Source organism: Bacillus sp. FJAT-29937 (genome assembly GCF_001509555.1).
In the GTDB taxonomy this organism is placed as follows: domain Bacteria; phylum Bacillota; class Bacilli; order Bacillales; family Cytobacillaceae; genus Cytobacillus.
Genome location: NZ_LMAS01000002.1, coordinates 270,027 through 296,252, shown reverse-complemented (window position 1 = coordinate 296,252; position 26,226 = coordinate 270,027). Strand labels below are relative to the sequence as shown.

Annotated in this window: 25 protein-coding genes; 8 read left to right on the top strand and 17 right to left on the bottom strand. The window is 37.8% G+C overall.

Features of this window, described 5'->3' with window-relative positions:
* Positions 1-18: 18 nt before the first annotated feature.
* Positions 19-1,461 (bottom strand): aldehyde dehydrogenase family protein, encoded by a 1,443-nt coding sequence (locus AR328_RS05165; protein ID WP_066291159.1) that lies wholly within the window; start codon positions 1,459-1,461, stop codon positions 19-21.
* Positions 1,461-2,543 (bottom strand): aromatic ring-hydroxylating oxygenase subunit alpha, encoded by a 1,083-nt coding sequence (locus tag AR328_RS05160; protein ID WP_066291155.1) that lies wholly within the window; start codon positions 2,541-2,543, stop codon positions 1,461-1,463. The genes AR328_RS05165 and AR328_RS05160 overlap by 1 nt, the downstream gene beginning before the upstream one ends.
* 380 nt (positions 2,544-2,923) lie before the next feature.
* On the opposite strand from AR328_RS05160, the gene AR328_RS05155 reads away from it, so the two are divergent.
* Both AR328_RS05155 and AR328_RS05150 read left to right on the top strand, forming a co-directional pair.
* Positions 2,924-4,255: a sigma-54 interaction domain-containing protein gene (locus AR328_RS05155; protein ID WP_066291930.1), complete on the top strand. Its 1,332-nt coding sequence runs from the start codon at positions 2,924-2,926 to the stop codon at positions 4,253-4,255.
* A gap of 331 nt (positions 4,256-4,586) precedes the next feature.
* Positions 4,587-5,519 carry a DMT family transporter gene (locus tag AR328_RS05150; protein WP_066291152.1) on the top strand — a complete coding sequence of 311 codons (933 nt, stop codon included), beginning with the start codon at positions 4,587-4,589 and terminating at the stop codon, positions 5,517-5,519.
* Between the two features lie 37 nt (positions 5,520-5,556).
* On the opposite strand, the gene AR328_RS05145 is transcribed toward AR328_RS05150, so the two are convergent.
* From AR328_RS05145 to AR328_RS05115, 7 genes are all read right to left on the bottom strand, one after another.
* Positions 5,557-6,282 (bottom strand): FAD-dependent oxidoreductase, encoded by a 726-nt coding sequence (locus AR328_RS05145; RefSeq protein WP_066291149.1) that lies wholly within the window; start codon positions 6,280-6,282, stop codon positions 5,557-5,559.
* Positions 6,283-6,400: 118 nt separating this feature from the next.
* Positions 6,401-6,790 (bottom strand): SRPBCC family protein, encoded by a 390-nt coding sequence (locus tag AR328_RS05140; RefSeq protein ID WP_066291146.1) that lies wholly within the window; start codon positions 6,788-6,790, stop codon positions 6,401-6,403.
* A 3-nt stretch (positions 6,791-6,793) separates the two neighbouring features.
* Positions 6,794-7,117: an ArsR/SmtB family transcription factor gene (locus tag AR328_RS05135; protein ID WP_066291143.1), complete on the bottom strand. Its 324-nt coding sequence runs from the start codon at positions 7,115-7,117 to the stop codon at positions 6,794-6,796.
* A gap of 203 nt (positions 7,118-7,320) precedes the next feature.
* Positions 7,321-8,514 carry an MFS transporter gene (locus tag AR328_RS05130; protein WP_066291138.1) on the bottom strand — a complete coding sequence of 398 codons (1,194 nt, stop codon included), beginning with the start codon at positions 8,512-8,514 and terminating at the stop codon, positions 7,321-7,323.
* A gap of 160 nt (positions 8,515-8,674) precedes the next feature.
* Complete coding sequence (locus tag AR328_RS05125) at positions 8,675-8,950, bottom strand: DUF2277 domain-containing protein (RefSeq protein ID WP_066291136.1); 276 nt, start codon at positions 8,948-8,950, stop codon at positions 8,675-8,677.
* A 235-nt stretch (positions 8,951-9,185) separates the two neighbouring features.
* Positions 9,186-9,392, bottom strand: a complete 207-nt coding sequence (locus tag AR328_RS05120) for a hypothetical protein (protein ID WP_066291132.1) — start codon at positions 9,390-9,392, stop codon at positions 9,186-9,188.
* Positions 9,393-9,616: 224 nt separating this feature from the next.
* Positions 9,617-10,852, bottom strand: coding sequence for an MFS transporter (locus tag AR328_RS05115; protein WP_231734758.1), 1,236 nt, complete (start codon positions 10,850-10,852; stop codon positions 9,617-9,619).
* A 435-nt stretch (positions 10,853-11,287) separates the two neighbouring features.
* Here AR328_RS05115 and AR328_RS05110 point away from each other — a divergent pair, with 435 nt between their 5' ends.
* Positions 11,288-11,716, top strand: coding sequence for an SRPBCC family protein (locus tag AR328_RS05110; RefSeq protein WP_066291122.1), 429 nt, complete (start codon positions 11,288-11,290; stop codon positions 11,714-11,716).
* Positions 11,716-12,039, top strand: coding sequence for an ArsR/SmtB family transcription factor (locus AR328_RS05105; protein WP_066291121.1), 324 nt, complete (start codon positions 11,716-11,718; stop codon positions 12,037-12,039). Before AR328_RS05110 ends, AR328_RS05105 begins: the two co-directional genes overlap by 1 nt.
* A 106-nt stretch (positions 12,040-12,145) precedes the next feature.
* Here AR328_RS05105 and AR328_RS05100 read toward each other — a convergent pair whose 3' ends face one another.
* From AR328_RS05100 to AR328_RS05065, 8 genes are all read right to left on the bottom strand, one after another.
* Positions 12,146-12,913 carry a MerR family transcriptional regulator gene (locus tag AR328_RS05100; RefSeq protein WP_066291118.1) on the bottom strand — a complete coding sequence of 256 codons (768 nt, stop codon included), beginning with the start codon at positions 12,911-12,913 and terminating at the stop codon, positions 12,146-12,148.
* A 121-nt stretch (positions 12,914-13,034) separates the two neighbouring features.
* Positions 13,035-14,549, bottom strand: a complete 1,515-nt coding sequence (locus AR328_RS05095) for an MDR family MFS transporter (protein WP_066291117.1) — start codon at positions 14,547-14,549, stop codon at positions 13,035-13,037.
* Positions 14,550-14,721: 172 nt separating this feature from the next.
* Positions 14,722-16,011 (bottom strand): polysaccharide deacetylase family protein, encoded by a 1,290-nt coding sequence (locus AR328_RS05090; protein WP_066291111.1) that lies wholly within the window; start codon positions 16,009-16,011, stop codon positions 14,722-14,724.
* Between the two features lie 68 nt (positions 16,012-16,079).
* The gene (locus AR328_RS05085; protein WP_066291109.1) at positions 16,080-16,730 is read right to left on the bottom strand and encodes a TetR/AcrR family transcriptional regulator; all 651 of its coding nucleotides are present in this window, start codon (positions 16,728-16,730) and stop codon (positions 16,080-16,082) included.
* A gap of 18 nt (positions 16,731-16,748) precedes the next feature.
* The gene (locus AR328_RS05080) at positions 16,749-17,546 is read right to left on the bottom strand and encodes an ABC transporter permease subunit (protein WP_066291107.1); all 798 of its coding nucleotides are present in this window, start codon (positions 17,544-17,546) and stop codon (positions 16,749-16,751) included.
* A gap of 14 nt (positions 17,547-17,560) precedes the next feature.
* On the bottom strand, positions 17,561-18,433 hold the full coding sequence (locus tag AR328_RS05075; RefSeq protein WP_066291104.1) for an ABC transporter ATP-binding protein: 873 nt from the start codon (positions 18,431-18,433) through the stop codon (positions 17,561-17,563).
* 179 nt (positions 18,434-18,612) lie between these two features.
* Positions 18,613-19,911, bottom strand: coding sequence for a sensor histidine kinase (locus tag AR328_RS05070; RefSeq protein WP_231734770.1), 1,299 nt, complete (start codon positions 19,909-19,911; stop codon positions 18,613-18,615).
* 491 nt (positions 19,912-20,402) lie between these two features.
* Complete coding sequence (locus AR328_RS05065) at positions 20,403-21,449, bottom strand: YeiH family protein (RefSeq protein WP_066291098.1); 1,047 nt, start codon at positions 21,447-21,449, stop codon at positions 20,403-20,405.
* A 122-nt stretch (positions 21,450-21,571) separates the two neighbouring features.
* Between AR328_RS05065 and AR328_RS05060 the strand changes: the two genes are divergently transcribed.
* From AR328_RS05060 to AR328_RS05045, 4 genes are all read left to right on the top strand, one after another.
* Complete coding sequence (locus tag AR328_RS05060) at positions 21,572-22,459, top strand: LysR family transcriptional regulator (RefSeq protein WP_066291095.1); 888 nt, start codon at positions 21,572-21,574, stop codon at positions 22,457-22,459.
* A 173-nt stretch (positions 22,460-22,632) separates the two neighbouring features.
* Complete coding sequence (locus tag AR328_RS05055; protein WP_066291092.1) at positions 22,633-23,211, top strand: TetR/AcrR family transcriptional regulator; 579 nt, start codon at positions 22,633-22,635, stop codon at positions 23,209-23,211.
* A gap of 103 nt (positions 23,212-23,314) precedes the next feature.
* Positions 23,315-25,426 (top strand): MMPL family transporter, encoded by a 2,112-nt coding sequence (locus tag AR328_RS05050; protein WP_066291089.1) that lies wholly within the window; start codon positions 23,315-23,317, stop codon positions 25,424-25,426.
* Between the two features lie 136 nt (positions 25,427-25,562).
* The gene (locus AR328_RS05045) at positions 25,563-26,189 is read left to right on the top strand and encodes a TVP38/TMEM64 family protein (protein WP_066291086.1); all 627 of its coding nucleotides are present in this window, start codon (positions 25,563-25,565) and stop codon (positions 26,187-26,189) included.
* Positions 26,190-26,226 lie beyond the last annotated feature (37 nt).

Here is a 26,226-nt window from a genome sequence, read left to right as displayed (position 1 = left end):
CTTAATCTCCTCGCATCCTTAGGCTTGGTTCACTACAATTAGTTTCATTTCAGTCATTTCTTCTACTGCGTACTTAAGTCCTTCTCTGCCTGTACCGCTATTTTTAATCCCGCCATATGGCATTTGGTCAACACGGAACGTTGGAACATCATTGATCATGACAGCCCCGACTTCTAGATGATCCGCCGCTTTAAAAGCTTCATGGATATTTTCCGTGTAAATTCCAGCTTGAAGCCCGAACTGTGAATCATTCACATAAGCAATCGCTTCCTCAATAGAATTAACCTTGTTTATGATGACAACAGGTGCAAAAACCTCTTGACAGGAAACCTTTTGTTTCGGGTCTACATCCACAATAACAGTAGGAGCAAGAATGCCGTTTTCAGTTTCTCCGCCAGCTAGAATCTTAGCGTGATTTTGCTTAGATTCCTCAATCCATCCTAAAGCACGATCTGTCTCACTTTTTGATATTAAAGAAGAAATGTACGTTTCAGGATCTAATGGATCTCCGATTGTTAATTTTTGTGCCGCTGCTGTAAGCTTTTCTACAAGCTCATCATAAACCTCATTATGGGCATAAATCCGCTGCAATGAAATACATACTTGACCTTGATTTGAGAAAGCCCCAGTGACGAGACGGTCAACAATTTTATCGATCTTGATTCCTTTATCAACGATTACAGCTGCGTTAGAACCGAGCTCTAACGTTGTTTTCTTCAATCCTGCACGGTTACGGATGCCAATTCCAACTGCTGGGCTGCCAGTGAAGGTAATCATTTTGACACGATCATCTTTAATAATGGCCTCACCGACAACGCCACCGGGCCCTGTTACAACATTTAAAACACCATCAGGCAAACCGGCTTCTTGAAAGAGCTCGGCAATATATAAAGCAGATAGTGGTGTTTGAGAAGCTGGCTTTAGCACAATTGAATTCCCTGATGCAATCGCTGGTCCTACTTTATGAGCAACTAGATTCATTGGGAAGTTAAAAGGGGTAATAGCCCCGATTACGCCAATCGGTTTGCGAACAGTAAAGCCGATTTTTCCCACCCCGCCGACAGCCGCATCAAAAGGAATCGTTTCACCATGAATTCTTTTTGCCTCTTCAGCAGCGAATTTATATGTTTCAATTGTTCTAGCTACTTCTGCTTTCGCAAATGTAATAGGCTTAGCAGACTCTAAAGAAATGACTTCAGCCGCTTCTTCCGCTCTTTCTTTCAAAAGCTCCACTACTTTTTCTAAAATTTCTGCCCGTTGATAAGCAGGCATAGCGGAAATCACTTTAAAGGCTTCTGAAGCGGAAGTGATTGCATCTTTCGTAAGCTTTTCATCTGCAAGCGCAATTTCCGCTATCATTTCTCCTGAATATGGAGAATACAGAGAAGAATAGTTAGCTGTTTCAACCTTTTTTCCATTGATCAATAAATACTTTTTAGATGTTTCAATTGTTTTATTCATTATTTATCCAGAGCCTCCAATACTAAATCATGGAATTGAACAATGGCCTTTTCAGATGAGGAATATACGCCTTTGTTAAAGGCACGTGAACGGAAACCAATTTGCTCTAGTTCAACTAACTCGACATCCTCTTGACGAACCTGTTCAGCAAAAGTAACAAGATCTTTTTCTTCCTGTGATAAGTTTTCATCTCTGAAATAGTAAGTATAGACGCCTAGAGTCGTTTCATGGTCAATCGGAATCATTTGGATCGTTGCAATATTTCCTGGACCAGGGTATATGGTCATCATAAGGTTAGGCCATAACCAGTAGAATTCTCCACCTTTAACTTCAGCTTGATTTAAATCCGTTTCACCCATCATCTTATCTGGCTTTATATCACTGAATTGCAGGGAGTAATTTTCGCATGTGATGATTTGATAATTCTCCATATCTAATGTTCCAACAAAGCTAGGGTGAGCGACATAGCAGTGGTCACACTCTAAATAATTATCAATAAACGCTTTCCAGTTCGCTTTGATTACACGTGTTTTGGAGTTGATTCTTTTTAGTTCTTTTAAGAATGGGAACTTCTTCAATCTTTCTGCGAAATCACCGTAAGATTCATTTAGAGACTTACAATTATCGTCTAAATTTACGAAAATGAAAGATTCCATAATTTCCATTCTAACCCCTCTTAAACAACGGTCGCTCACACAATGAGCATCTTCGCCTCTAAAGTTTGGCGCTTTGTTTAACTGGCCATCCAAATGGAATGTCCATCCATGATACCCACATTGGAAAATTTTCTTCTGACCTGCTTCGCTTTTTTCAAGCACTGTTGCACGGTGAGGACAAACATTATAGAACGCGCGAATGACTTCGTCTTTTCCTTTCGTGACAATAATCGGTTCCCCATTTACTTCAGTCGTGAAGAATTGACCAACGTTTTGTACTTGACTAATATGGCCCACAAGCTGCCATGATTTTGAGAAAATTTGCTCCTTTTCTAATTCAAACACTTTAGGATCTGTATATAAATCATAAGTTAACGTTCTTTCGTAAGTTCTGCTCGCTTCGTTTAAGACTGGTCTATAAGCCATTATTAATTCCCCCAATTATTATTTTTTTGACCAAGATGATCATTTTTCCAAATGAATATTTTCAACTCTATCAATCTGCTAACCGTTTATTAATATCAATATTAAAACGATTACATTTATTAACAGGTTTACACAGAATACATTCTATTGTTAAATAAGCATAATCACTCCTTTTTAAAAGCATAAAGATTCATTATATTAAAACTATTTACATTATCTAATGCAATTACTGTGCCAATAGTAGAAGTGTTCAGAATATAAGTGATTTATATCATACTTTGTTCAAAACTGAGGAAAAATGAACGGATTTCAATTCATCTGAGTTGGTTTCAACTCATTATATAGATAGGAGGAGGGTAAAATTGTTAAAGTTATCAGAAATGTCTGAGCCCTTTGAGATCACAGGGGAAACCTTAAAGAAAATTCTAGATTATTCATCTGATGAAATTTTTGTTTTGGATAGTGAAATGCGAATTGTATTTGTCAATAGTGTGTGTGAAAAACATTATGGACTAAAACCGCATGAGGTTATGGGGAAGTATAATGTGGAATTATTCGAAAAGGGATACTGGAAACCCTCGATTGTTCCTATTGTCTTTAGGGAGAAAAAACCTGTAACCATTAAACAGACTACTTATATCGGTGCAGAACTTTTAACAACTGCCGTTCCTATTTTAAATGCACAAAATGATATTGAACTTGTTGTGATTACTTCACAAGAATTACAAAATTATCAAAGTGTTAAATACGAAAAAGATGTTGAAGGTCAGAATGACGCTGAGTGGAATTTGATAACGAACTGCAAAGAAATGAAAGATATATTGAAAATGTGCCAAAAAATCGCCAAAGTAGATTCAACCATTTTAATTCATGGGGAATCTGGAACTGGTAAAGGCGTACTTGCCCATTATATTCACCAAATTAGTAACAGAAAAAATAACACATTCATGAAAATTAACTGTGCCGCCCTTCCGGAAGACCTGCTAGAATCGGAACTTTTCGGCTATTTAGATGGAGCTTTTACAGGAGCAAGAAAAGCTGGCAAGATTGGATTAATTGAAGCTTCAGATGGTGGCACATTATTCCTGGATGAAATAGGAGAGGTGCCATTATCTGTGCAAGCAAAACTCCTTCAAGTCATTCAAGAAAAACGATTTATTCCCATTGGCGGTCATGTGACGAAAAAAGTAGATATCCGTATTATTGCTGCAACAAACCGGAACTTAGTTGAGATGGTCAAGAACGGACAGTTTAGAGAGGATTTATACTATCGATTAAACATAATTGATGTTAAAATTCCCTCCCTTCGCGAACGAAGGGAAGATATTATTCCGTTAACCTACCATTATTTATATAAATTTAACAAAGAATATCAAATGAATAAATTAATATCCCAAGAATGTCTAGATATATTTAACCGCTATTCTTGGCCAGGTAATATCCGTCAGTTGGAAAACTTAATTGAGAGGCTAGTCGTTACAAGTGATTCAGTTATTCAGCACACAGACTTGCCGGAATTAATTTCAGAAAACGTCACCCTACATGACCATTCGATTCTATCTGCAGACCTAGACGAGGCTATCGATTATGTAAAACAAACGTTAGTCACAAAGTCCTATCAAAAGCATAAAAGCTCCAGAAAAGTCGCAAAGGATTTAAATATTAGTCAAACAAGGGCAGTAACCCTAATAAATCAATATTGTAAGCCTTGAAATTACAAGATTGGCAATCAATTATGAAGCACTTAGAGCATCAGGACAGGAATCCTCACTAGATTCAATATTTTAACATTGGGCCAATGGGAATGGATCAGACCCTCCCCCCAAATCTTATTATTTTTTTGGGACCGTATTTGGCGGACACTTGGTCCTCAAAAATTATTTAAGGTTAAAATTAAACAGGAGGGCTTTCATTTTTAGTGTAGATTAATCCTTATTGACTAAAATCAGAGCACACTGTAAGATACATCTAAAAATCCAATCTATTTTATTACAAATTCACAAAACTAATTTATGACTACTTACAAGATCGCGGGGATATATGATGAATTCCGATAGTTCTGCTTTAAGAAAAAAGGGGATTATCCTTGTGCTAATCGGAGCTATTCTTTGGGGAGTTTCCGGTACCGTTGCTCAATTCCTTTTTCAGCACCAAGGATTTAGTCCAGAATGGGTAGTTGTTGTGAGACTATTAATCTCGGGAACTATCCTATTAGGCATCGCCTATAAAAAAGAGAAACATAGAATTTGGGCTATATGGAAGATCAAACATGATGCATTCAGCATTACTCTCTTTGGGATCCTTGGAATGCTGGCTGCTCAGTACACATTTTTCGCGGCTATTCACCACGGGAATGCAGCGACCGCTACGGTTCTTCAATATTTAGCTCCAGTTTTGATTATGTGCTATTCTGCTTTTCGTTCAAAACGAGTGCCTACTATAATAGAAGGATTTGCGTTAATACTCGCCATCGCCGGCACGTTTTTGCTTGTTACGAAGGGGAGTCTCCACACACTTTCTATATCTGGTCTAGCCCTTTTCTGGGGTCTAACCTCTGCGGTTGCCTTGGCCTATTACACACTTAAGCCACTTAAGCTTCTTGCTAATTGGGGATCCACCATTGTGGTAGGCTGGGGAATGTTAATTGGGGGCATTTTCTTTAGCTTCATCCATCCCCCTTGGGTTTTCGAGGGAGAATGGTCGATGCCGTCTATTTTTGGAGTTGTATTTATTGTGGCTTTCGGAACAATTATTGCTTTTTATTGCTATTTAGAAAGTTTAAAGTATATAAGTGCTTCAGAGACTAGCTTACTTGCCTGCGCAGAGCCATTAGCAGCCGCATTCTTGGCCATCGTTTGGCTTCATGTTACATTCGGCTATGCCGAATGGCTCGGAACTATTTGTATTTTAAGTACGATTGTGCTGCTGTCGGTTAAGAGAGAAAAACGGTCCGTGCAGGTAATGGAAAAAGTATAATATAATGTTCATCAATAATAATAGAGACCGACCATATTTAATTGAGGCGGTCTTTTTTGTACCCAAAAAAGGCATCCTTTTTGATATTCTTTTTTGATACATAATTATTTTGTAAATAAGTAGAAATTGATTCTACTATTGACTTCGGTCCAGCAACAAAGTAGTTACCATTATTCTCATATAATGTGGAAAACTTATCTATCTCCTGATGTAAGTCATCCCTTGAATCTAAGTAAGTTATACTTATTGAAGTATTTTTAGCTAATTCATCAAGTTCATCTTTATATATAAATGACTTTTGGCTATCCAAATAGAGTAGGTGTATTTGTTTCTCAACTCCATCCCCTTCTGAATCTATTTGTTTTAATATCGCCCGAAATGGAGTAATTCCAATTCCGCCTGCAATCAAGAGTGAAGGACTGTCATCTTTTAAATAAAAGCCCCCAACAGGCCCACTCATTTTAACTCTCATTCCCTGTTTTAGTTCTAGCATTGCTTTCTTAAAATCACTTGGGTTTTCATTAATGCGCATGGTTATTCTTACAATATTCTCTGTAGGAGCGGATGCCACAGTGAATGGTCGTATCGGATTTTTTATTTTCTTATGAGTAATAGTAAACAAACCATGCTGCCCAGCTTTCCAAGTTAAATCTTGCTCTTTTTCAAATAAAAAGGTATATACATCTTCTGATTCTTTATAGCTTTCTAAAAATAATAATTCCCTCTTTTTAAATATTGATAATGTATCTTGAAAAAAACTCATTTCCTAATCTCCCTTTTTATAATATTTGTTCTAATAAAACAACGGCTCAGTATATCGAGCCGTTGTTTCTGCCAATTTATTAGCTTGGTAAATTAAAATAACTGGTTCAGGTCTAGTCCTATAATTCCCCTAACGCCTTTTTAAGTTCATCGACCATGCCTGCCCAACCATACTTCGCACCGTTAAACGCTTGATCTTCTTTTTCGAAACCAGTTTGTTCAAGGTGTAAGTGAGTTGTTCCATCCTCTTCCTTCAATGTCCATGTGACTATAGTATCTATAGGGCCGCCCACCCATGTATAAGATAATTTATAAGGCTCGTCCACCACTAATACTTCACAATCTACAATTAAATTCCATTGCGGATTTCGGAATTGACATTTATGTCCTACGATAGGTTTAAAGTCATTTTCCATAATCCATTTTGCAAGGGTGTCTGAATCCGTTAACGAGTTCCACACCTTATTGATTGAACTTTTAAACTGAAAATCTAATGAAACCTCTGCCATTAGTTATTCCTCCCCTAATAAACTTTTTAAAAGTGACACATTGCCGGTCCAAAACTTTTCATAAAAGGATACCCAATCCTTAATCTCCCTTAATGGAGTTGCATTTATTCGATACCTTGTTTCTCTGCCAACCTTTCGATCAACTACTAAGCCAGCTTCTTTAAGGATAGCCAAATGTTTTGAAACAGCGGTACGGCCCATTTGAAATTGAGCGGTTAATTCGTAAAGCGGTAACTCTTCCGCATCTGCTAACAAACGCAGCAATTTACGTCTTGTAGGGTCTGCGATGGCTACATAAACATCACGCTCTTGATTTTTATCAGTCAATAGCCCCCTCCCCCCTTATAAATTGGACACCAATTAGTGTCCTAATTATATGACACCAATTGGTGTCCAGTCAATGTTTTTTTTGACATAATGACATTAGTTTTATGATTTACTCAATAGATGTATTGATGTAATAATAAAAAAACCCAATTTCTCACTTTGAGAAATTAGGCTTTTTATATTAGGATTATTATTTCCTAAATCTATCTATGACTTAGCAGAATATTTTTTTTAGCTAAACGTTTCTGCCAAACAATTGTTACTAACAGTGTTATAACCAAGAAAAATAGCCCCATTATGAATGGATAGATGATATTAACATCATATAACACCCCAGCCAGTGTTGGTCCAAGAACATTCCCAATACTCATATAAGCATTATTCATTCCCATGGCGAAGCCTTGTTCATTCCCGGCCATTTTGGAGATAAGGGTATTTAGGACAGGTCGAAGTATAGATGTGGCAAGGAAGATTAACAGAGTAATCCAAAAGAAAAGTGCATATGAGGACGCAAGCAGCGAAAGAAAGAAACCAATTGCGGCAACTCCTAAAAAGATCTGTAGGACAACGCCTTCCCCATAAAGGCGAACAATTCGATCCACTACGAAAAGCTGCACAATGACGCTTACAATACCCGTAGATGTTACCATCAACGCAATTTGCTGCGGGGTTGCACCAAATTGATTATCAACAAATAGACCAAGAACTGATTCAAATGCCATTAATCCAAAACTCATGACGAGGGTTATAATCAACGGAATAAAGTAAGGCATCTTCACAGATCGAATCATTTTTCTAGCCATGGATTCTTCATCTTCAGAAACATCCATTACTTCCGCTGTTTTACTTTCCTCTAGGATATAAACGGAAAATAATACGGCAACAAGCGATACAAGTGCAGAAATTAAAAGCGGAACCTTTAATCCAAAGTCCGCCAAAAAACCGCCAATGCCCGGGCCAATCACAATACCTAGTGACATAGATGCGGATAATAAGCTATTTCCTTTTGCTCGCTGGTCCATTGTAGTAATATCCGCCACATATGCAAAGATAGCCGGTATAAGCAATGCCGCGCCAATGCCTCCAATAATACGCGAAGTATATAGCCACCAAACAGAGTCAAAGCCATAAAATACAAACATAGAAAGCGTCAGCCCTATCAAACCATAAATAATCATCTTTCTACGCCCGTATTGATCGGCCCATTTCCCTGCAATGGGAGAAAAGATTAATTGCGCGCCTGCAAAAAGAGCAATCATTAAACCCGCAGCTGTCCCCCCTTGATTAATGGATTCCAAATACGCAGGCAAAATTGGGATAATAATTCCAAAACTTCCTATGGCAATGAACATATTTATCATCAAAATCAATATTTTTTTCCGTTGTTCTGCATTCATGATTGTTACCCTCTCATTCTCTATTTCATGTCAATCTAATTGATTAACTTCTCTCTTTATTCGGGCAGATTCCCCTTGGAAAGGACTTTTCTACTATTCAAGACAAATAATTATTTTCACATAAATACTAGGCAATTGTCAATACTCACGATAAGACCAACTAGCTTGTTGTTCCAAATCGTTTAGCGTTTCTTACTCGAGCACGTTCCGCTTCGATTTCACGATTGCGCGGCTCGGCACTCGTTTCAAGCGAGCAAAATAATTCCCTAGAAACTCTTGCTACCTCATTAACCGCACGATTAAACGCTTCATCGTTCGCCATTGAAGGCTTGTTAAAACCCGTTATCTTTCTTACATACTGAAGAGCTGCTGCATGAATTTCTTCTTCGGTAGCAGGGGGATCAAAATTAAATAAGGTTTTAATATTTCTGCACATAGGTTTCTCCTCTTCTAATCATTAATAACTACTTCCAATTCTACAAATGACGATGAATATCCTTTTATTCTCAAAATGCACAATAAATATTAGAAACAATTTAGAAAGAAACCCATCCGAGTAGAAAGTCGTACCGCTAATAGGGAACTTTGATAAACAGTGAAAATAGCATACCAATTTACAAACAAAAACGCTCAGATTTGTGCCTGAGCGTTAATTTTTTCATTACTTAGCTTTAATCCTCTCGATTCGCCGTCCGATCCATAGCATCTTCAGCACCTTCGCCTGCCTTATTACCCAGTGCACCACCAGCAACAGCGCCCGCAATTGTGCCAAGCGGACCTAACACGGAACCTACTACAGCACCAGCAGCAGCACCAGCTCCTGTTCCAAGTGCCTCACCAGCATCGATATCATCACGATTTCGCTTTTCGTCTGCCATTATTTCACCTCCATGTTTGGGAAGTGTAATTGCTACCACACTTAAACACATCCCTCAAATGTATTTTGCTCCACAATGTGTACGATTAATTAAAAATCATCTAATTTACTACTGGTAATTTTACTCATCAAACTTTCACTAAACTTTTCACATTGATTTAAGCCAAATTGTACTGGATAAATTGAAGGAACGCTTCAAATTTGAAGCGTTCTTTCTATCTTCGTCTATTCCTTTGCTAGCATACCTTCTCCTTGTGTCGGTGCTTTCATATTGTATATCGGCAAAATGACGAGAAGGCCAATAACAAATAGAACAGCTGCAAACTCGAACATCGAAACAATTGATGTCATTTCTTTGAGGATACCTGCTAAACTCATCGTTATTACCATAGCCCCACTGAAAAGTGGACTTAATGTTCCATTAACTCTTCCAATGAATTCAGATTGTGTATTTTGAAGGATCAGCGTATTAATCCCAATTTGGATGCATGGAAAAAATAATCCGTTCACAAATTCTGCACCAAGCGTAAGCGACAAATTAGTAGAGAAACCAATCACGCTCATCCCTATTGCATTTGCCAGCATACCAATAATTAATAGCTTTTGCGGCGGAACTGACTTAGAAAACATAACTGAGATCGCTCCACCTACGATCATCCCGATTCCGTTTGCCATTAATAGCCATTGCAAGCTTTCTTTTGCTAATTCCAAGCGTTCTGTCACGAGAAAAATAGATAAAGGATGGATCAACCCAATCGCAAGCCCTGCAGCCATAAAGCATAGACCAAGAAGCTTCAGCTCTTTTTTTCCAAGAACATAGCGAACTCCGCTTTTCATTTCTTCAAGCAAAGACGACTCTTTCTTTTCGCTTTCCATCGAATGGTCAGCTGGAATAAAGGCTAACATAACTGCGGAAAGGAGGAACGCAACACCAGTAATGGCAATGGACACATCTATTCCAAATTGCTGGAATACAAATGTTCCAAGCACAGGACCAAAAACCATAAAAACAGCAAAAATCGTTTGATAAATAGACATCGCTGATTGAATCAATTTTTCATCCAAGTGCATTTTAAATAATTTCATTCCTGATGGCTGGGAAAATTGTGATAGTATGGCTGAAATTAATGTGGCGAAGAAAATGATTTTCCAGGAGCCGATCACAAGGGTGATTAATACAGCAAATACGGAAACCGCACTTAATATATCACACCAAATCATCGTTCTCTTTGGCCGCCAGCGATCGGCGAATGTCCCGCCAATAAAGGAGAAAATAAAGATTGGAGCAAACTCCGCAACAGATATCATCGAAACGGCAAAAGCATCTCCATTTGTTTTTTCCATGACGAATAGAAGAACAGCAAAATTTCGAACCCAAATTCCGATTTGCAGGAACAAGGAGGATAGAAAAATAGCCTGAACAAAACGATTTTTAAATAATTGTGACATAACATTCCTCATTTCTTGAAGTGAGAGGCAGGATTGACACCTCCTCTTTTTTAACATTTACTTAAAGACACAAAAACTCCCATCCGTCATGTTTGGATAGGAGTTTATCTAAAACCATAGAAAAAGGCATAGTACGGCTGTACTACTGCAACGATCATCTTTTTTCTATAAAAGTATAGACTAATCCCATTCAAATATGACTTCGCAATTTACGAATGTACGTTTGAAAACAGGATTAGTAGATCATCGCCCTATGGTCACCCTCTCGTATAATGTGTTAATATCGTACACAATTTCAATCTGCGTTTCAAGCACTATTTTAATTTTTTTACAAAAAAAGGGTAAATTATTTACAATTGGCGGCCCCTTGACATGAAACCAAATGGTTTTATATAATCTAAAAAGAGAAACCAAATGGTTTTATATTATTAACTTGAAAGAAGGATTATGACTATGCAAACTAATGTAGCGGATATTAAGAAGACTATTGTATTTGAAGCACCCATTCAAAAAGTATGGGAGGCCGTATCAACAGCGGAAGGCATTTCTTCTTGGTTCATGCCAAATGATTTCCGGCTAGAGGTTGGCCATGAATTTCATATACAATCTCCATTCGGTCCATCTCCGTGTAAAGTATTAGAAATTGATGCACCTAATCATTTAACTTTCTCATGGGATACAGATGGCTGGTTTGTTTCTTTTGATTTAAAAGAAATGGGAGATAAAACAGAATTTACGATGATTCATGGCGGCTGGAAACAAGCAGATGAAATTTTGCCGAAACCAGGAAGAAGTGCAGCAGAAATCCGCGAAACAATGAATGGCGGCTGGGAGGCGCTTGTTAAACAAAAACTTCGCAAAGTTGTGGAAGGGTAATGTCAGCCTTACAAAAATATGATGTTTTCCAGGCCATTGCCGATCCCACTCGCAGAGAAGTGCTTAAATTATTAGCTGAAAAAGAACGGCCGATTTCCGAAATAACGGCTCACTTTTCAATGAGCCGGACAGCTATTGCTAAGCATCTTCACGTGTTGTCAGAAGCAGAACTTGTAAGCGGACAAAAAGTTGGCCGAGAAAAGCGATATAGTCTGCAGCCAGAAACATTCACAGAATTAAAACAATGGCTCGCCTACTTCGATCAGTTCTGGGAGAATAAGCTTTCGATGCTGAAGCATATGGTGGAAAAGCAAGAAGGTTAGGGAATTTTTCTCGCTAGGAATGTCCGTTATACCTCATAACGGACATTTTCCCTTTTGAAAACGGAAGTCATTGCCTTGCAAAATACCCAATGGGCTAGGAACCATACTAATTCTTTTTCGTCCCTGTGTAAATATGGATTGCATCTCTCAAAAACTCCGCCGTACCTGGCTGCACTTTATCGTAATAGGCCGTAAACCTCTCATCATCCACATACATTTGCGCGAGGCCCGCGTGTGCTTCCTTGCTGTACTCTTTCCAATAGTAAAAAAGCCATTGTTTATGGAGATCTGCCGCTTTTTGTGCTAATTCACCTGCTGGATCTCCAGTGACAAATGCTGCCGCCAAAGTAGCGGTAACCTCATTTGCCAGACTTGTTACCTTTTCATAGTCCTCTTCTGTCATATTCATGAGCTTTGCATTAGATTGATCGATTGTATCATTGCCATACATTTCTCGTATTTCCTTCCCATATTTCTTCTCGTTATCCTCTATCATTTTCTTCTTAAATCCATTAAATTTTTCTTTATCCGTCATTTGAATTCTCCCTTCTGTTTGTTCGATGGTTTTCTCCACATTGGCAATTAAGGCATCAAGCTGTTTTCTTTTTTCCAGGAGCTTTTCGCGATGCTCTAGGAGTGCATGGGCCCCATCAAAGCCCGGTGATGTAATGATGTTTTTTATATCGTCTAAACTCACATCTAATTCCCTGTAAAAAAGTATCTGCTGCAATCTATCAACCTCTGACTTCCCATAAATCCGATATCCTGATGAATTCATTCTTGCCGGCTTTAGAATGCCAATTTCATCATAATATCGTAAGGTCCGGGTACTGACCCCAGCTAACTTTGCCAACCCCTGCACCGTATATTCCATTCGCAAAACCTCCTCTTAAATTAAATCTACACCTTGACGCTACGTTAAGGTCAATAGGTTTTTATAATATTGTTTTATAAACATAAAAACCCTGGAGCTAAAGGCTGCAGGGTTTAACAAACTATTGATTTTTAACTTCCTTTGCTACTACCACTCGGTCCTTACCCATCATGAAGACAACAATAGCCGAAAGTAAAATCGGTATTAAGGCAATGAAAAAGGTAAATGTAATAGAGGTTGAAAGTGAATCAACAATTTTATCTAAAACAAAGCTTGGAATTTTTGCACGTTCACTTGCCTCAAAAATCTGACGGGAGTTGTCTAAGTTTCCAAAAGACTGACCACCATCCATTCCCTTAAACGCATCCGCCATATTTTGTGTAAAAACCTTATTTTGAATTGTACCAAAAACAGTGATCCCTATCGTCATGCCAAACGAACGTAAAAAGGAGTTCGTTGAATTGGCCGTTCCCCGAAAATGCGGTTCCAAATTGTGAACAGAAGCTGTTGGCAATAATGAAAAGGAGAAGCCCATTCCAAAACCGACGATAATCATATACATAGTCATTAAAGCTCTAGATGTGTCTGGTGTCAAAGTGCTCAAGAAATACATGCCAGCAAAATACGAAATGATAGAAATCATCATTAAATTGCGGAAGCTTGTTTTCGTTTGAAAAATCCCTCCACCGGCACTTCCTGCTACTGATCCAAGCATCATCGGCATCAAAATTAATCCTGCATTTGTAGCTGATCCTCCATAAACAGCTTGAACAAAAATAGGGATAAAGACCGTTAATATGATAAAGGTGCCCCCATATAAAAACGCTAAAATTTGCGAAGTGGCAAATAATCGTCTTTTGAATAACCAAAATGGCAAAATTGGCTCCTTTGCTTTCAATTCTATAATGAAAAAAGCAATAAAACATAGAGCGAAACCAATAAATAAACTAATTACTTGAACAGAATCCCATGCATATTTCTTTCCGCCTAGCTCCAATGCAAACATTAGGCAAATGATAGCGATTATTAGGGTTATAGCCCCTCCCCAATCAATTTTTTGTTCTTTTAACTGGGAGGTTTCCTTGTAGTAGCGAACGATCAGCCATAATGAAACAATTCCGATGGGAATATTCACATAAAAAACCCAATGCCAACTAATATATTCTGTAATATAAGCTCCTAATAAAGGGCCAAGCACACTCGATGCCCCAAATACGGCACCTAGTAACCCGGTCATTTTTCCTCGCTTTTCTGGAGGAAAAATATCGAAAACGATCGTAAAGGCGATCGGCATTAAAGCGCCTCCCCCGATTCCTTGAATTGCCCGAAAAACACTCAGCTGCACCATACTCCCGGCAATTCCGCAAAGGGAAGACCCAATTAAAAAAACAATTAAACCAAAAATAAAAAATCGTTTTCGTCCAAACATGTCAGATAATTTCCCGAAGATCGGCATTCCTGCCATAACCGCTACCATGTAAGCAGACGTTACCCATACAAACTTATCAAAGTCACCAAGATCTGAAACAATCGTTCCCATTGCCGTCGCAACAATCGTATTATCCATCGCGGACATTAGAATCCCAAGCAACAAACCTGCAACTACTAATTTAATATTGCTTTCTTTTGATATCATATACGCTCTCCCTTCAGATTTTTGTTGCTCCCTGTATATTCGTGTCCAAAGGCATTATATATTTCCAACAAATGTTTATTTTTTGCCATTATAATGCAAACCGATCATTTTTACTATACTTTTAAAATTAAAAAACCTTTACCTCTCAACAGGTAAAGGAATATCACTGTTTCTATTTATAAGCTTTTACATGTAATAATGTTTCCAAGTCAACCATTTCAAAGCCCTGTTCCTGCAATGCTTCAATAATATGAGGAAGAGCTCTTTGTGTCTCCGTCTTATCAGAATCAGAGTGCATGAGAATAATATCGCCATTTCTCACATTTTCCACCACATTGTTAGTAATGTTTTCGGCTTCCATTTGTGACCAATCAAGCGTATCAATGGACCAAAGTATAATCGAATAGCCTTCTTCTTGCGCAACAGCAGCAACCTGGTCATTCGTTTCCCCATATGGTGACCGGAGAATTGCCGGTTCTCTGCCAATTACCGACTTAATCGCTTCTCCTGCTTTATCTATTTCCATTCGAATCTCTTCAATATTCAGCTGAGTTAAGTCTATATGATTATAGCTATGGCTTAAGATCAAGTTTCCTTTCTCAAAAGCATCCTTTACCACATCTGGGTGTTTCACAACTTCTTTCCCTAAAAAGAAGAAGCTGCCTGGTACCTGATATTCATCTAATATATCAACAATGGCTGGAGTGACAGTTACATCAGGCCCGTCATCGAATGTTAGCGCAACCATTTTCCTATTGGGGCCATTTATATAGACATTTTTCTGCTCGTGCGAAAAAAGGACGATTTGCTCTCGCCAATTTTGCATTTTTCTCCAAGCTGCAGCCGTCAATTGATTCGATACCCCTCTAATATCGAGAGAATACTCATTATCTGCTTGACTTTTTTCCATAGCCCTTTGCGGATTAAAAACAGATATGTGATTGACTCCAGTTTTATTTTTAGGAATCACAAATTTTAATTCAATGTTTTCTTTTAAAATGTAAACATAAATTTTCTCATGGCTAAGCTCTCTTATATCCGATGGCTCGCCAAATGCTTCTTCGATAAGTTCTAGTGTAACTTCATTTAAATTCTCCCTATAGGAACGGGCATCAAAGATTTCATCCTCCATATTAAACCCTAAAACGACATTTTTATTATGATAGGAAGCATAGGAACCGTAGCCTGCTTTGTCCACTTTGTCAGGTTCTCCCCACTGGGCTTTAACCTGCTCTAAATTGCTATTCAATACATTAAATGGACTATCAATGATCATCCCGGTTTGGGCCTTTTCCAGCACCTCATCCAAATTTATTGCGGAAGGCTTTACCTCTTTTGGCTGTAAGGCATTCTCTTTTTGATGGATATTTTCAGGTGGGGGGTTCTTTACAAAATTACAAGCGGATATTAGAAAGAGTAAAGATAAATATACTGTGAGCTTTATGATATTCTGCATCTTCATAGAACATACCCCCTCTGGATCTATTAATGCCTTATAAATAGTCTATTTATACAGAACTGCTGGACCAATTATTTATATACCCCATTTTTCACAATATCCAGGTAATCATTTAACTCCTGAGCAAGAGGGTCTGGCTTTGTGAAAAAGTCATAAAGCTTATTTTTATAGAGTGTTTGATACTTATTTCCTAATTGATCACCAATAAACATCGTCATATTAATAACTGTATCAACAGAAATTCCTTCTCTTAACTTATCTATTTGAATAAGCTCTTTAAGATAAATATGCTCCAGCATGAATTCCTTTTGATAAGTTTCAAAATGTTTATTAAGAATGTCCTGCATATCCTTACTCACTGCAACAGGGGGATTAAATAAGGCATCAGTGATAAGCAGCGTTTCCTGCATAAAGTGCGCAATAATTTCATGCTTCAATAGATAAATTTCTTTTATCCTTTCAAAAAAGTCATCTGACTTTACCTTTCTTAGTGCTTCCATTGTTGTTTCGGTAAGGAGATCGACACAATAACTTACTAGATAAATATATAAATTTTTCTTGCTTTTAAAATAATGAAAAAGAATCCCCTTTGAAATGCCTGCTCGGCTCGTAATCGTATCGGTAGACGCTTTTTCAAAGCCATTTTTCACAAATTCCTCAATCGCCACTTTAATAATTAGATCCTTTTTCTCCTGTGGCTGCTTTTCAAAAACTGAATACAAGAATGCGCACCTACTTTTTTAGACTGAAATGTCCTTCTTTTTATATATCATAAATGAGACGATGAAACTAATAAGGATAATTGCTCCCATTAGCAGCAAAAAAATTGATTCAATTATTTGTTCATTAATTATATTGGCTGCCTCAACATATTTAAACGGGCTAAAATATTTTAGGATATCCAAATCCTCGGATAATCCTGACATGATACTGATAAAGTAAGAAACAATCACAACCGCTAGTGATATCGATAGAACGTTCCTTGTTTTTCTCAAAATCGAAGAGAACATAAAGGCTATTGCAGCAAAAGTTACATGCAATAACAGCGTCGCTATGGCCAGCAACGCAAAAGTGCTCCACTGAATCGCTTCTTCTTTAGCAAACTGAAAGCCAATGATACTCGATATCGTGGATACGATGTTTAAGATTACGATATTGACAATCACAGCCATAAGCTTCTTCGCTACAATTTGGCTTCTTGACACAGGCTTAGATAGTAAAAATTCAATCGTTTTTTCATTTTCTTCTTTGGCAAGAATGTTTGAGGCGAGCATAGCTGCATAAATACTTCCTAAAAGAGTGGTCATCATGTAGACCTCAATGCCGTAAAAACCAATTAATGTTCCCAGATTAAGCCGGTCCATCCCAAACATTTGCTTCATGGATTCTGGATAGGCATCAAACAAAGTCTGAATTGACTTCTGCCCCTCGGCAAACTGAGGAAAAATGCTTAATAGCCAGATAATTAATCCCGCAAGCACCAAGCTCCAAATGATAAGTGACTTTTGCCCGCGTCTAAACTCCCTTTTAAAAATCATTGATCTCCCTCCCTCTATTCATAATAGTGCATGAATATTTCTTCCAAAGTCGGCTCTTCTATAAGCACATCTTGAACAGGTAAATCAATAAGATGCTGAAGAAGTGCTTTAATCTCCCCGCTATAAAGCAGAGTTACTTCTTTTCCATTTACTTCTCGTTTTAATATCCCATCCACTGTAAAAGTAAACTGTTCAGGCTGTTCAAATGTAATCGTAATATTTTTTACTTTATTTTTCGTCAGATGTTCAATCGTTTCAACTGCCACGAGCTTACCTTCTTTAATAATCGCCACTCGATCACACATTTTCTGAACTTCACTTAAAATATGGGAGGAGAAAAAGATGGTCGCCCCCTTATCCCTCTCTTCAGCAAGGAGCTCGAAAAAGTGATTCTGAATTAAAGGATCAAGGCCGCTCGTTGGTTCATCTAAAATGATCAGCTTTGGTTCATGAAGCAAGGCTTGCACTATTCCTACTTTTTTGCGATTTCCAAAGGATAGGTCTTCAATTTTCCGATTGATATCAAGGTCAAGTCTAGCAGCCAAATCCTTCATTCTAGTGCTGTTTAAATTCCCATGAAAACGTGCCGAGTATTTTAATAAATCAACAACCTTCATATCATCATAATAATGAACCTCAGATGGCAAATAACCAACATTTTGCCTAATTTCCTTTGAATGTTGAATAATATCCTTGCCAAAAATTGTTGCACTGCCGCTCGTCGGATAGATGAAATTCAACAGGGTTCTAATTGTTGTACTTTTCCCTGCACCATTCGGACCGATAAACCCAAAAATCTCAGCTTCTTCAATGGAAAAAGAAACATCCATAATTCCTCGATTCTGTTTATAGGATTTCGTTAAATTCTTAAGCTCTACAATACCCACATCTAACCCCTCCTATTGAGTGCAAACAAGTATTGACTGAATAGTCAATTTAATTTTAATATCAATTGACTGATGAGTCAATATTTTCCCTAACATCTATAAACAGATGGCGAAATACAAAAAAAGTGAGTTCGCTATTACACAATCATTAGCGAACTCACATTAAATATTAAATGATATTAACCAACATTAGGGACCATTTTCTTCATTTCTTCACATGTGGAAGTTGGGATTTCAAGGATGACTTCCGTTCCTATACCTAATTTACTTTTTATATTTATTTTTCCGTTCATGCTTTCAATTATTCTAAAAACGACCATCATACCGAGACCAGTACCATTGCCTGTCATCGTAAAATAAGGTTCTCCTAATTTGCCAAGGATGTTTTCACTCATTCCAGCACCGTTATCTTTTATTGAAATTATGCATAATTCTTCTTTTATTTCAGTTCTTACCTTTATTTGTCCTCCAATAGTCGAGGCATCTATGCTGTTTTTTAAAATATTTACTAAGGCTTGTACAAATTTAGAATGATCTCCAGAAACGTGACAAGGGCAACAGCTGGATATATCAAGTTGAATTTTTGCCTGTTCTGCCAAAGGTTTTACAATATCAACAGATTCAGATAAAACCTTTTGTAATGATATCTGCTCAATTTTATCAGGATATGGCCTTGCAAACGTTAAATAGTCAGATACAACCTTATCAATTCTATCAATCTCCTGCGATGCAATTTCAAAAAAAGCTTCCCTTTTTTCAGTCGGAAGAGACTGATCTTCTTTCAGTAAATGCATCATTCCGCGAACTGTAGTGAGGGGATTCTTCACTTCATGATTAACAGCAGCAGCTAAATGCCCGACAACATCTATCTTAGCTGAATGTAGAAGCTTCATCCGAAGTAAATAGTTCCTCCTAATTGCTTCTAATGATAGATGGACAAAAATAATTCCTATCAGATTGGTAAGCAAGAAGCCCGACCAAAGTTTAAATGAAAACAGTTCATTATTATTAAATGAAACCGTCACTAAAATGATAATGGAAAACATTGTAATCATCATTGAAGCGAGCAGTACCTTATAAAAAGTTCTTAAACGAAAATAAAAGGGCCTAATTAAGATCGTAATCGCAGTAAAAAGAACAGAGGTGATGAAAGTAATAATCACACCGGTGGCTCCACCAGCACCTCCGGTAAAAAGGCGTACGAGAATCGTTTCCACTGTAAGAATAATCCCTACCATTGGACCGCCATAAATAGTTCCGAACCAAAGGGGTACTCTTCTCAGATCAAATTGGATGCCCCCTTCCATATAAAAGGAAAAGACCATACATAGAAGAATGGCTACAGCGGATGTAAATAAGATGGCATATTTTTGGACAAAAGAACAGTTTGGTTTACTTTCTACCCAAAATTGATGAACAGTCATTGTAATAAGAATAACTAATAAGTTTAAGAGTAAATTGCTGCTTCCATCAATCATCACGCTAATTCCTCCCCCAAAGATTTAAATTCCAACTCACTTTCCTGCTGCGACTTACAAGAACAGACCAATCTGACATAGGAAAAAGGGATGAGGGGAATAAATTTGAATATTAAAATAATAGCACGAACAGAAAAAAATGCCTATAAGAAAATTCCCTGAAACTTTATTTTAATCTTTTCTTTGTATGTATGAATTCCTGCCGTCATTATCCTTCAAGCCATGAGGTATATTCATGTTGCTCCCCACAAGAATGAATTAACTTAAATTAAATAAGACATAGACAGGAAGATCATAAAAAAAAATACCGGTCATATTGCAACCGGTATTTGGCTAATCACTATTTGCTAGATTATTATGCAATTTTTCAATGAAGGTTCACTTTCTTGTCTCATAGAACTAATTTACCTTGAGGTCTGAAAAACTTCCCTGAAGGTCATTTAAAACTCTCCTAAACTACCTTCCGATCTAAAAAACTAATCTAAACAAGGCTAAATAATAAAATAAGCTAATACAGATAGAACAATAGACGTAATCCCCATCGCAATTAATGGCTTTAGTGCTTTCGTACGCAGATCGCGAAGGCTGACATTTAGCCCCAGTCCGACCATGGCTGCTGTTAAACACCATGTAGTTAAATTGGCGACTCCGTTCATAAAGCCCTCTGAAACAGGAATTTTCGGACCGAGTACATAGCTGCCAATTACACTCATGATGATAAAACCGATTAAGAACCAAGGGAATTCTATTTTCGCATTGTTCTCTTCGGAATTTTTGTTTTTCATGATATACATAAAAATAAAGCAAAGTGGAACTAGTAAAAATACCCTACCTAGCTTTGCCAGCAGGCCAATTGCCAGGGCATCCTGTCCCCCAGGCGCTGCTGCCAGCGCAACATGAGCAATTTCATGTAAACTTATGCCTGACCAAATGCCATACTCTACATCTGTCAAAGGCAAAATCGGACGTAAAATTGTATAGACAATCGCAAATATCGTACCAACCAGAGCGATAATTCCTACACCAATAGCTGTTTCCTCATCCTTTGATTTAATAATCGGCGCAATGGCAGCAATGGCAGCAGCTCCACATACCCCCGTCCCTACCCCAACCAGAAGGGAAATGTTTTTATCCGCTTTCAATAAACGAGCGAGCCAAACTGTTAAGAGAATCGCAAAAACAATGACACCCGCATCTCGAATGAGCAAGCCTAAACCATCACTAAGCACAGTACCAATATTTAGCTTGAGCCCATATAGAATAATCGCAAAACGTAATAACTTTTTTGAAGAAAATGTTATACCTGCACGCAAAATCTCCGGATATCCTAAAATATTTCTGTACAAAACGGCAATTACAATGGCAGATGCCAGCTGCCCAACATGATCGAATCCAGGTGCTTTAGCTAATAAAAAACCTAAAAATGCAATAAAAAATGTAAAAGCGATGCCGCCTGCCCATTTTCCCAACGGGGCTCGTTTTTTTTCTGGCTGAATTGGCTCCTTACTAGTTGCAAGTGCTCTTGCTTGTGCTTCCATACTTTTTCACCACCAAAATATCATTTGTGCATTCAGCATAATACTTTTTTTACAATAAGAGAAATAATAATTTATAATGGTGATGATAAGTAAATTCTTATATTAAAAAGGTGGTGTAACGTATGGATCAGCAGTTAGCGGTTTTTGTGATGGTTGCGGAAAAGCAGAATTTCTCTCGTGCAGCGGAAGAATTACATATGACACAGCCGGCAGTCAGTCAATATATTCAAGCATTAGAACGAACAATGGGCACGATTCTTTTAGAACGCAGCAATAAATATGTCCGCTTAAATAAAGCAGGGGAAATTGTTTACCATCATGCAAAGGAAATTATCGGGCTCTATTCAAAAATGAACTTTCTTATTGATGATTTAACGAATAAACCGAGTGGGGCACTTTCAATCGGAGCAAGCTATTCTTACGGTGAGTATATCTTGCCTCACTTGATTGCAAAAATGCAAAAAAAGTACCCTCTAATCAACCCTTCCATTACGATTGGGAATACAAAGGAAATTGCTGAATTGGTACTTGGACACCAATTAGATATTGGGATTGTAGAAGGGGAATACAAAAATAACCACTTAGTCGTAGAGCCATTTGCTGTAGATACGATGAGCATTGTTGCTTCCCCTCATAATAGACCGGCACAAATGGAGGGGGATTTATCCTTCTCTGAGCTAGAAAGTGAAACGTGGATTTGCCGAGAAATCGGTTCAGGTACGAGAGAAGCCGCAGAAAAAATGTTTTCTAAATATGGGATCACTCCTAAAAAACTCTTGGAATTTGGCAGTACACAAATAATCAAGGAATCGGTTGAAGCGGGTTTAGGCATAAGCTTATTATCTGATTGGACGATTCGGAAAGAAGTTTCTCTTGGGACATTAAAAGTATTAAAGGTGAAAGACCTTTCCATTACTCGTGACTTTTCAACTGTGTTAAGGTCTCCCTTTGAGACAAAAGCATTGAAGGTCTTCCTGGAAATTATTAAAGAGAATACGAAAATAAAATAGAAAAATTTTAAGGGACATGCAATGGATGATTTCTTGATACCATGTCCTTTAACAGTGATTTAAAGGACAACAAAAAGAGAATTCTTGATTCTATGTCCTTTAACAGGATTGTTTTGATGAGGTTCAGTTGTGAATCTAACTTTTTGTTCTATAATAAAAGTGAGGTGAGCAGCATGGCAAGGGAACGGAAATTTTCGATTGATGAACTTTTTAGAACAACGAAGGAGTTATTGCTTCTTCATGGATATGAAGGGTTTACCTTTAGTCTTCTAGCAGATCGCCTAGAGATCTCTAGAGGCACATTGTATAAATACTACGATAATAAGGAAGAGCTAATTACCGATTACATGCTCGATGAAATGGAAAAGTTTCTTTTAAAGTTGCAGAAGATTACGGAATTCGATGGCTTTGAAGCCCAATTCAATGAACTCCTTGCGCTTATTTTTGAGCATTCGGAAATCCATCAAATTATTATCATTGCACTGCAGATACCAGCAAATATATCTAAAAAAGTAACATTGAATAAAGCAAAACTGGATGTACAGCATCTTGATATGTATAAACATTTACAAACTTTTATTGATTTAGGGAGAGCGGAAAAAATATTAAAGCCTCAAATTCCGGATGGTCTTATCCTAGGCTTTATTTTTCAAACCATTGCAATTCCGAATCACACAAGAGTACCCGCAGAGGAATGGGTGAGCTCGATTAAAGAGATTATTTGTCACGGAATGTTTACAAAAAACAATTGACACTACTGTCACCTTTAAAAGATAATATTGATGACAATAGTGTCTTTTATTTTTCTCGAAAGTGACAGTTGTGTCACCAATTTAATAAGAAAGGGTTGAATAAATGAAAACCTTCCTGCATTTCATTACCGACCGAGTCACAACAAGAAAAGGCATGTGGATTACCCTTGCCATATGGCTTGTATTGACAATGGGCTTAGCTCTATTTGCTCCTAGCGCAAAAGATTACCAAGTTTCATCTATAGATACACTGCCAAAGGATGCACAATCGGTTATTGCCCAAAATAAATTGGACACATATTTTAAAGACAATGATGGCCTTCCTGCTATATTAGTCTTCCAATCTAATGATGGGGAAATTGAATATCAGCAGCTTGCGGATCTTTTTGACAGGATTGCTGGGGAAAATATTAAAGGTGTCCAACAAGTTATTCCTTTATCCTCCATCCCTCCACAAGCAGCGGGCGGATTTTTCTCGGATGATAGACAGACAGCTGTTGTTCCGTTAATATTCGATTCTTCGTTTGAAATTAATGAAATTAAACAATCAAAGGAAAAAGTCGAGCAGCTTGTTAAAGATCATTCGGATTTAACTTTATATGTCACAGGCCCTGCTGGTATTGGTATTGATACGCTGGATTTATTCTCAAGGGCCGATGTCGTGCTTATTTTATCAACAGTTGGATTGATTTTAGTGCTTTTGGTTATTATTTATCGTTCTCCATTGCTGGCTCTAATTCCCCTTCTTGCAGCGGCCTTCGTCTATGAAGTGGTCATGCAAACGCTGGGATTAATGGGTGCAGCTGGGCTCATAATGAGTAATCAAACACTTTCGATTATGACCATCCTTTTATTTGCTGCGGTTATTGATTATTCCCTATTCGTATTTTCAAGATACCGTGAAGAGTTAAAGAATTTTGAAAGTAAGTATGATGCGATGCAAGCCGCAATGCGAGAAACTGGAATGCCTGTTTTCTTTTCGGGGGGAACGGTATTAGCTGCCATGCTCGTACTATTCTTTGCTCAATTCGGCGATTATAAGAATTTCGCTCCTACCTTTGGAACAACGATGGTCATAATTATGCTCGCATCCGTTACGCTCATTCCAGCGTTATTTACACTTTTCGGAAGAAAATCATTTTGGCCAAAGATTCCTCGTGTCGGAGAAACTTTTATTCCAAAGCATTCCTTTTGGAGCCGGACTGGCCGATTTGTTGTCCAAAAACCAGGACTTTCTGTTGCCGTCATTGGGATCATTCTCCTTGTTTCAGCAAGCAATATGTTCAATATGCAATACGAATTTGACACAATGAAGTCCTTCCCAGACGATATGCCATCAAGGGTAGGCTATGATATTCTTGAGGAAAACTTCCATAAAGGAGATCTCGCGCCTACGACTGTATTATTTGAGTCACCTGACATCGTAGCAGAAGAGCATCAGGAGGCATTGAAAAAAGCGTTAGAAGATCAGCCGTTAGTTAATAATGTCCGTATAAATGGAATATCAGATAACCAAAAGGTAATTAATTATAGCCTGACTTTCAATGAAAGCCCGTATGCTATTGTAACAATGGACGCCTTAGAGAAAATTAGAGATGACGCTGAGGAAATTGTGGCGAATAGCCAAATGACAGGAAACCTGTATTTTGCTGGGGAAACAGCATCAAAAGTTGATGAGCGTGCCATTAATGATCGGGATTTGATTGTAATTGTCGTATTAGAAACAATTCTCATCTTTGGCTTGCTTATCCTTTTAACAAGATCAGTTAAAATGCCCATTTATATGATGGGGACCATCTTAATCTCCTTCCTGGCTGCTTTAGGTTTAGGAATGTTTCTAACCAATCTTTTCTTTGATATTCATACAATAAGTGACCGTGTTCCGCTATACTCCTTTGTTTTCTTAGTCGCGCTCGGAATCGATTACAATATTATTCTAATCTCAAGGTATCAAGAGGAAAGAAGAAAGCATTCCGTGAAGGAAGCAGTTGAAATTGCCGTTGCGAATACTGGAGGCGTCATATCTTCAGCAGGCATCATTCTAGCGGCAACCTTTGCCGTCCTAATGACCCAGCCGGTTGAATTATTATTTGTCTTTGGATTTATTGTCGCTGTCGGCATTTTATTAGATACGTTTTTGATCAGAGGTATATTGCTGCCTGGATTAATTGTTTTATTTGAAAAAGAAAAAGCAAGTAAGAGTAAAGCGAATTAATTTTTCAAAGCCGGTATCGACAGCTGAAAGCAGATGCCGGCTTTTCTATGCCAATTTTTTCACATTAAAATTCATAGGAATTTCATCGTCCTTTGTGCGGAAAATAAAATGTAAATCCATAGGACGGAGCTAACTAATGAAAAAATGGTGGGTTCTTTCGTTTTATTTATTGATCTTAATCATCGGTTTTTTCAATAAAGATTTGATTTTTGCATGGATTCAAAATAGTGATCCAAGTGACCTCCCCCTCATGTTTTTCCTATCTGTCATAACAGCGGCCATCCCGTTTATTCCCTTTACCTTATTTGCTGGTATAATGGGAGCAAAATATGGAGTGCTAATAGGAACTTTAATCAATTGGACTGGTGGATTTTTAGCAGCTATTCTCTATTTTTTCTTAGCACGCATTTTCTTTCGAAGCCATTTCAGTCATTATTTAAAGCGGATTAATAGAATTCAACGATTTCAGCTTATGCTTGAGAAAAATGCTTTTATCGCCATCCTCCTTGTTCGGCTGTCGGCTATTTTGCCTCCGCCAGTTGTTAATATTTATACAGGCGTGAGCAATATTTCCTTTGGCACTTATTTTATAGCCACTGCATTTGGGCTCATCCCTCCCATGTTTATGGTGGCCTTCAGCGGGAAGCAAATTTTCTCATCATTCCTGTTTCTTTCAATCGGATTATGTATTTACGTATTATTTTTGCTTTGCATTTTTTTAGTTTATAGATATTGGTCTATGCAGACTTCGAAAATAAATTAGGTCATCCTTTGATCCCTTGTATATGGGAATTTCCGCC

Coding starts and splice junctions, on each gene's coding strand:
- AR328_RS05165 (WP_066291159.1), bottom strand. CDS start 1,461: ATGAATAAAACAATTGAAACATCTAAAAAGTATTTATTGATCAATGGA.
- AR328_RS05160 (WP_066291155.1), bottom strand. CDS start 2,543: ATGGCTTATAGACCAGTCTTAAACGAAGCGAGCAGAACTTACGAAAGA.
- AR328_RS05155 (WP_066291930.1), top strand. CDS start 2,924: ATGTCTGAGCCCTTTGAGATCACAGGGGAAACCTTAAAGAAAATTCTA.
- AR328_RS05150 (WP_066291152.1), top strand. CDS start 4,587: ATGAATTCCGATAGTTCTGCTTTAAGAAAAAAGGGGATTATCCTTGTG.
- AR328_RS05145 (WP_066291149.1), bottom strand. CDS start 6,282: ATGAGTTTTTTTCAAGATACATTATCAATATTTAAAAAGAGGGAATTA.
- AR328_RS05140 (WP_066291146.1), bottom strand. CDS start 6,790: ATGGCAGAGGTTTCATTAGATTTTCAGTTTAAAAGTTCAATCAATAAG.
- AR328_RS05130 (WP_066291138.1), bottom strand. CDS start 8,514: ATGAATGCAGAACAACGGAAAAAAATATTGATTTTGATGATAAATATG.
- AR328_RS05125 (WP_066291136.1), bottom strand. CDS start 8,950: ATGTGCAGAAATATTAAAACCTTATTTAATTTTGATCCCCCTGCTACC.
- AR328_RS05120 (WP_066291132.1), bottom strand. CDS start 9,392: ATGGCAGACGAAAAGCGAAATCGTGATGATATCGATGCTGGTGAGGCA.
- AR328_RS05115 (WP_231734758.1), bottom strand. CDS start 10,852: ATGAGGAATGTTATGTCACAATTATTTAAAAATCGTTTTGTTCAGGCT.
- AR328_RS05110 (WP_066291122.1), top strand. CDS start 11,288: ATGACTATGCAAACTAATGTAGCGGATATTAAGAAGACTATTGTATTT.
- AR328_RS05105 (WP_066291121.1), top strand. CDS start 11,716: ATGTCAGCCTTACAAAAATATGATGTTTTCCAGGCCATTGCCGATCCC.
- AR328_RS05100 (WP_066291118.1), bottom strand. CDS start 12,913: ATGGAATATACGGTGCAGGGGTTGGCAAAGTTAGCTGGGGTCAGTACC.
- AR328_RS05095 (WP_066291117.1), bottom strand. CDS start 14,549: ATGATATCAAAAGAAAGCAATATTAAATTAGTAGTTGCAGGTTTGTTG.
- AR328_RS05090 (WP_066291111.1), bottom strand. CDS start 16,011: ATGAAGATGCAGAATATCATAAAGCTCACAGTATATTTATCTTTACTC.
- AR328_RS05080 (WP_066291107.1), bottom strand. CDS start 17,546: ATGATTTTTAAAAGGGAGTTTAGACGCGGGCAAAAGTCACTTATCATT.
- AR328_RS05070 (WP_231734770.1), bottom strand. CDS start 19,911: ATGATTGATGGAAGCAGCAATTTACTCTTAAACTTATTAGTTATTCTT.
- AR328_RS05065 (WP_066291098.1), bottom strand. CDS start 21,449: ATGGAAGCACAAGCAAGAGCACTTGCAACTAGTAAGGAGCCAATTCAG.
- AR328_RS05060 (WP_066291095.1), top strand. CDS start 21,572: ATGGATCAGCAGTTAGCGGTTTTTGTGATGGTTGCGGAAAAGCAGAAT.
- AR328_RS05055 (WP_066291092.1), top strand. CDS start 22,633: ATGGCAAGGGAACGGAAATTTTCGATTGATGAACTTTTTAGAACAACG.
- AR328_RS05050 (WP_066291089.1), top strand. CDS start 23,315: ATGAAAACCTTCCTGCATTTCATTACCGACCGAGTCACAACAAGAAAA.
- AR328_RS05045 (WP_066291086.1), top strand. CDS start 25,563: ATGAAAAAATGGTGGGTTCTTTCGTTTTATTTATTGATCTTAATCATC.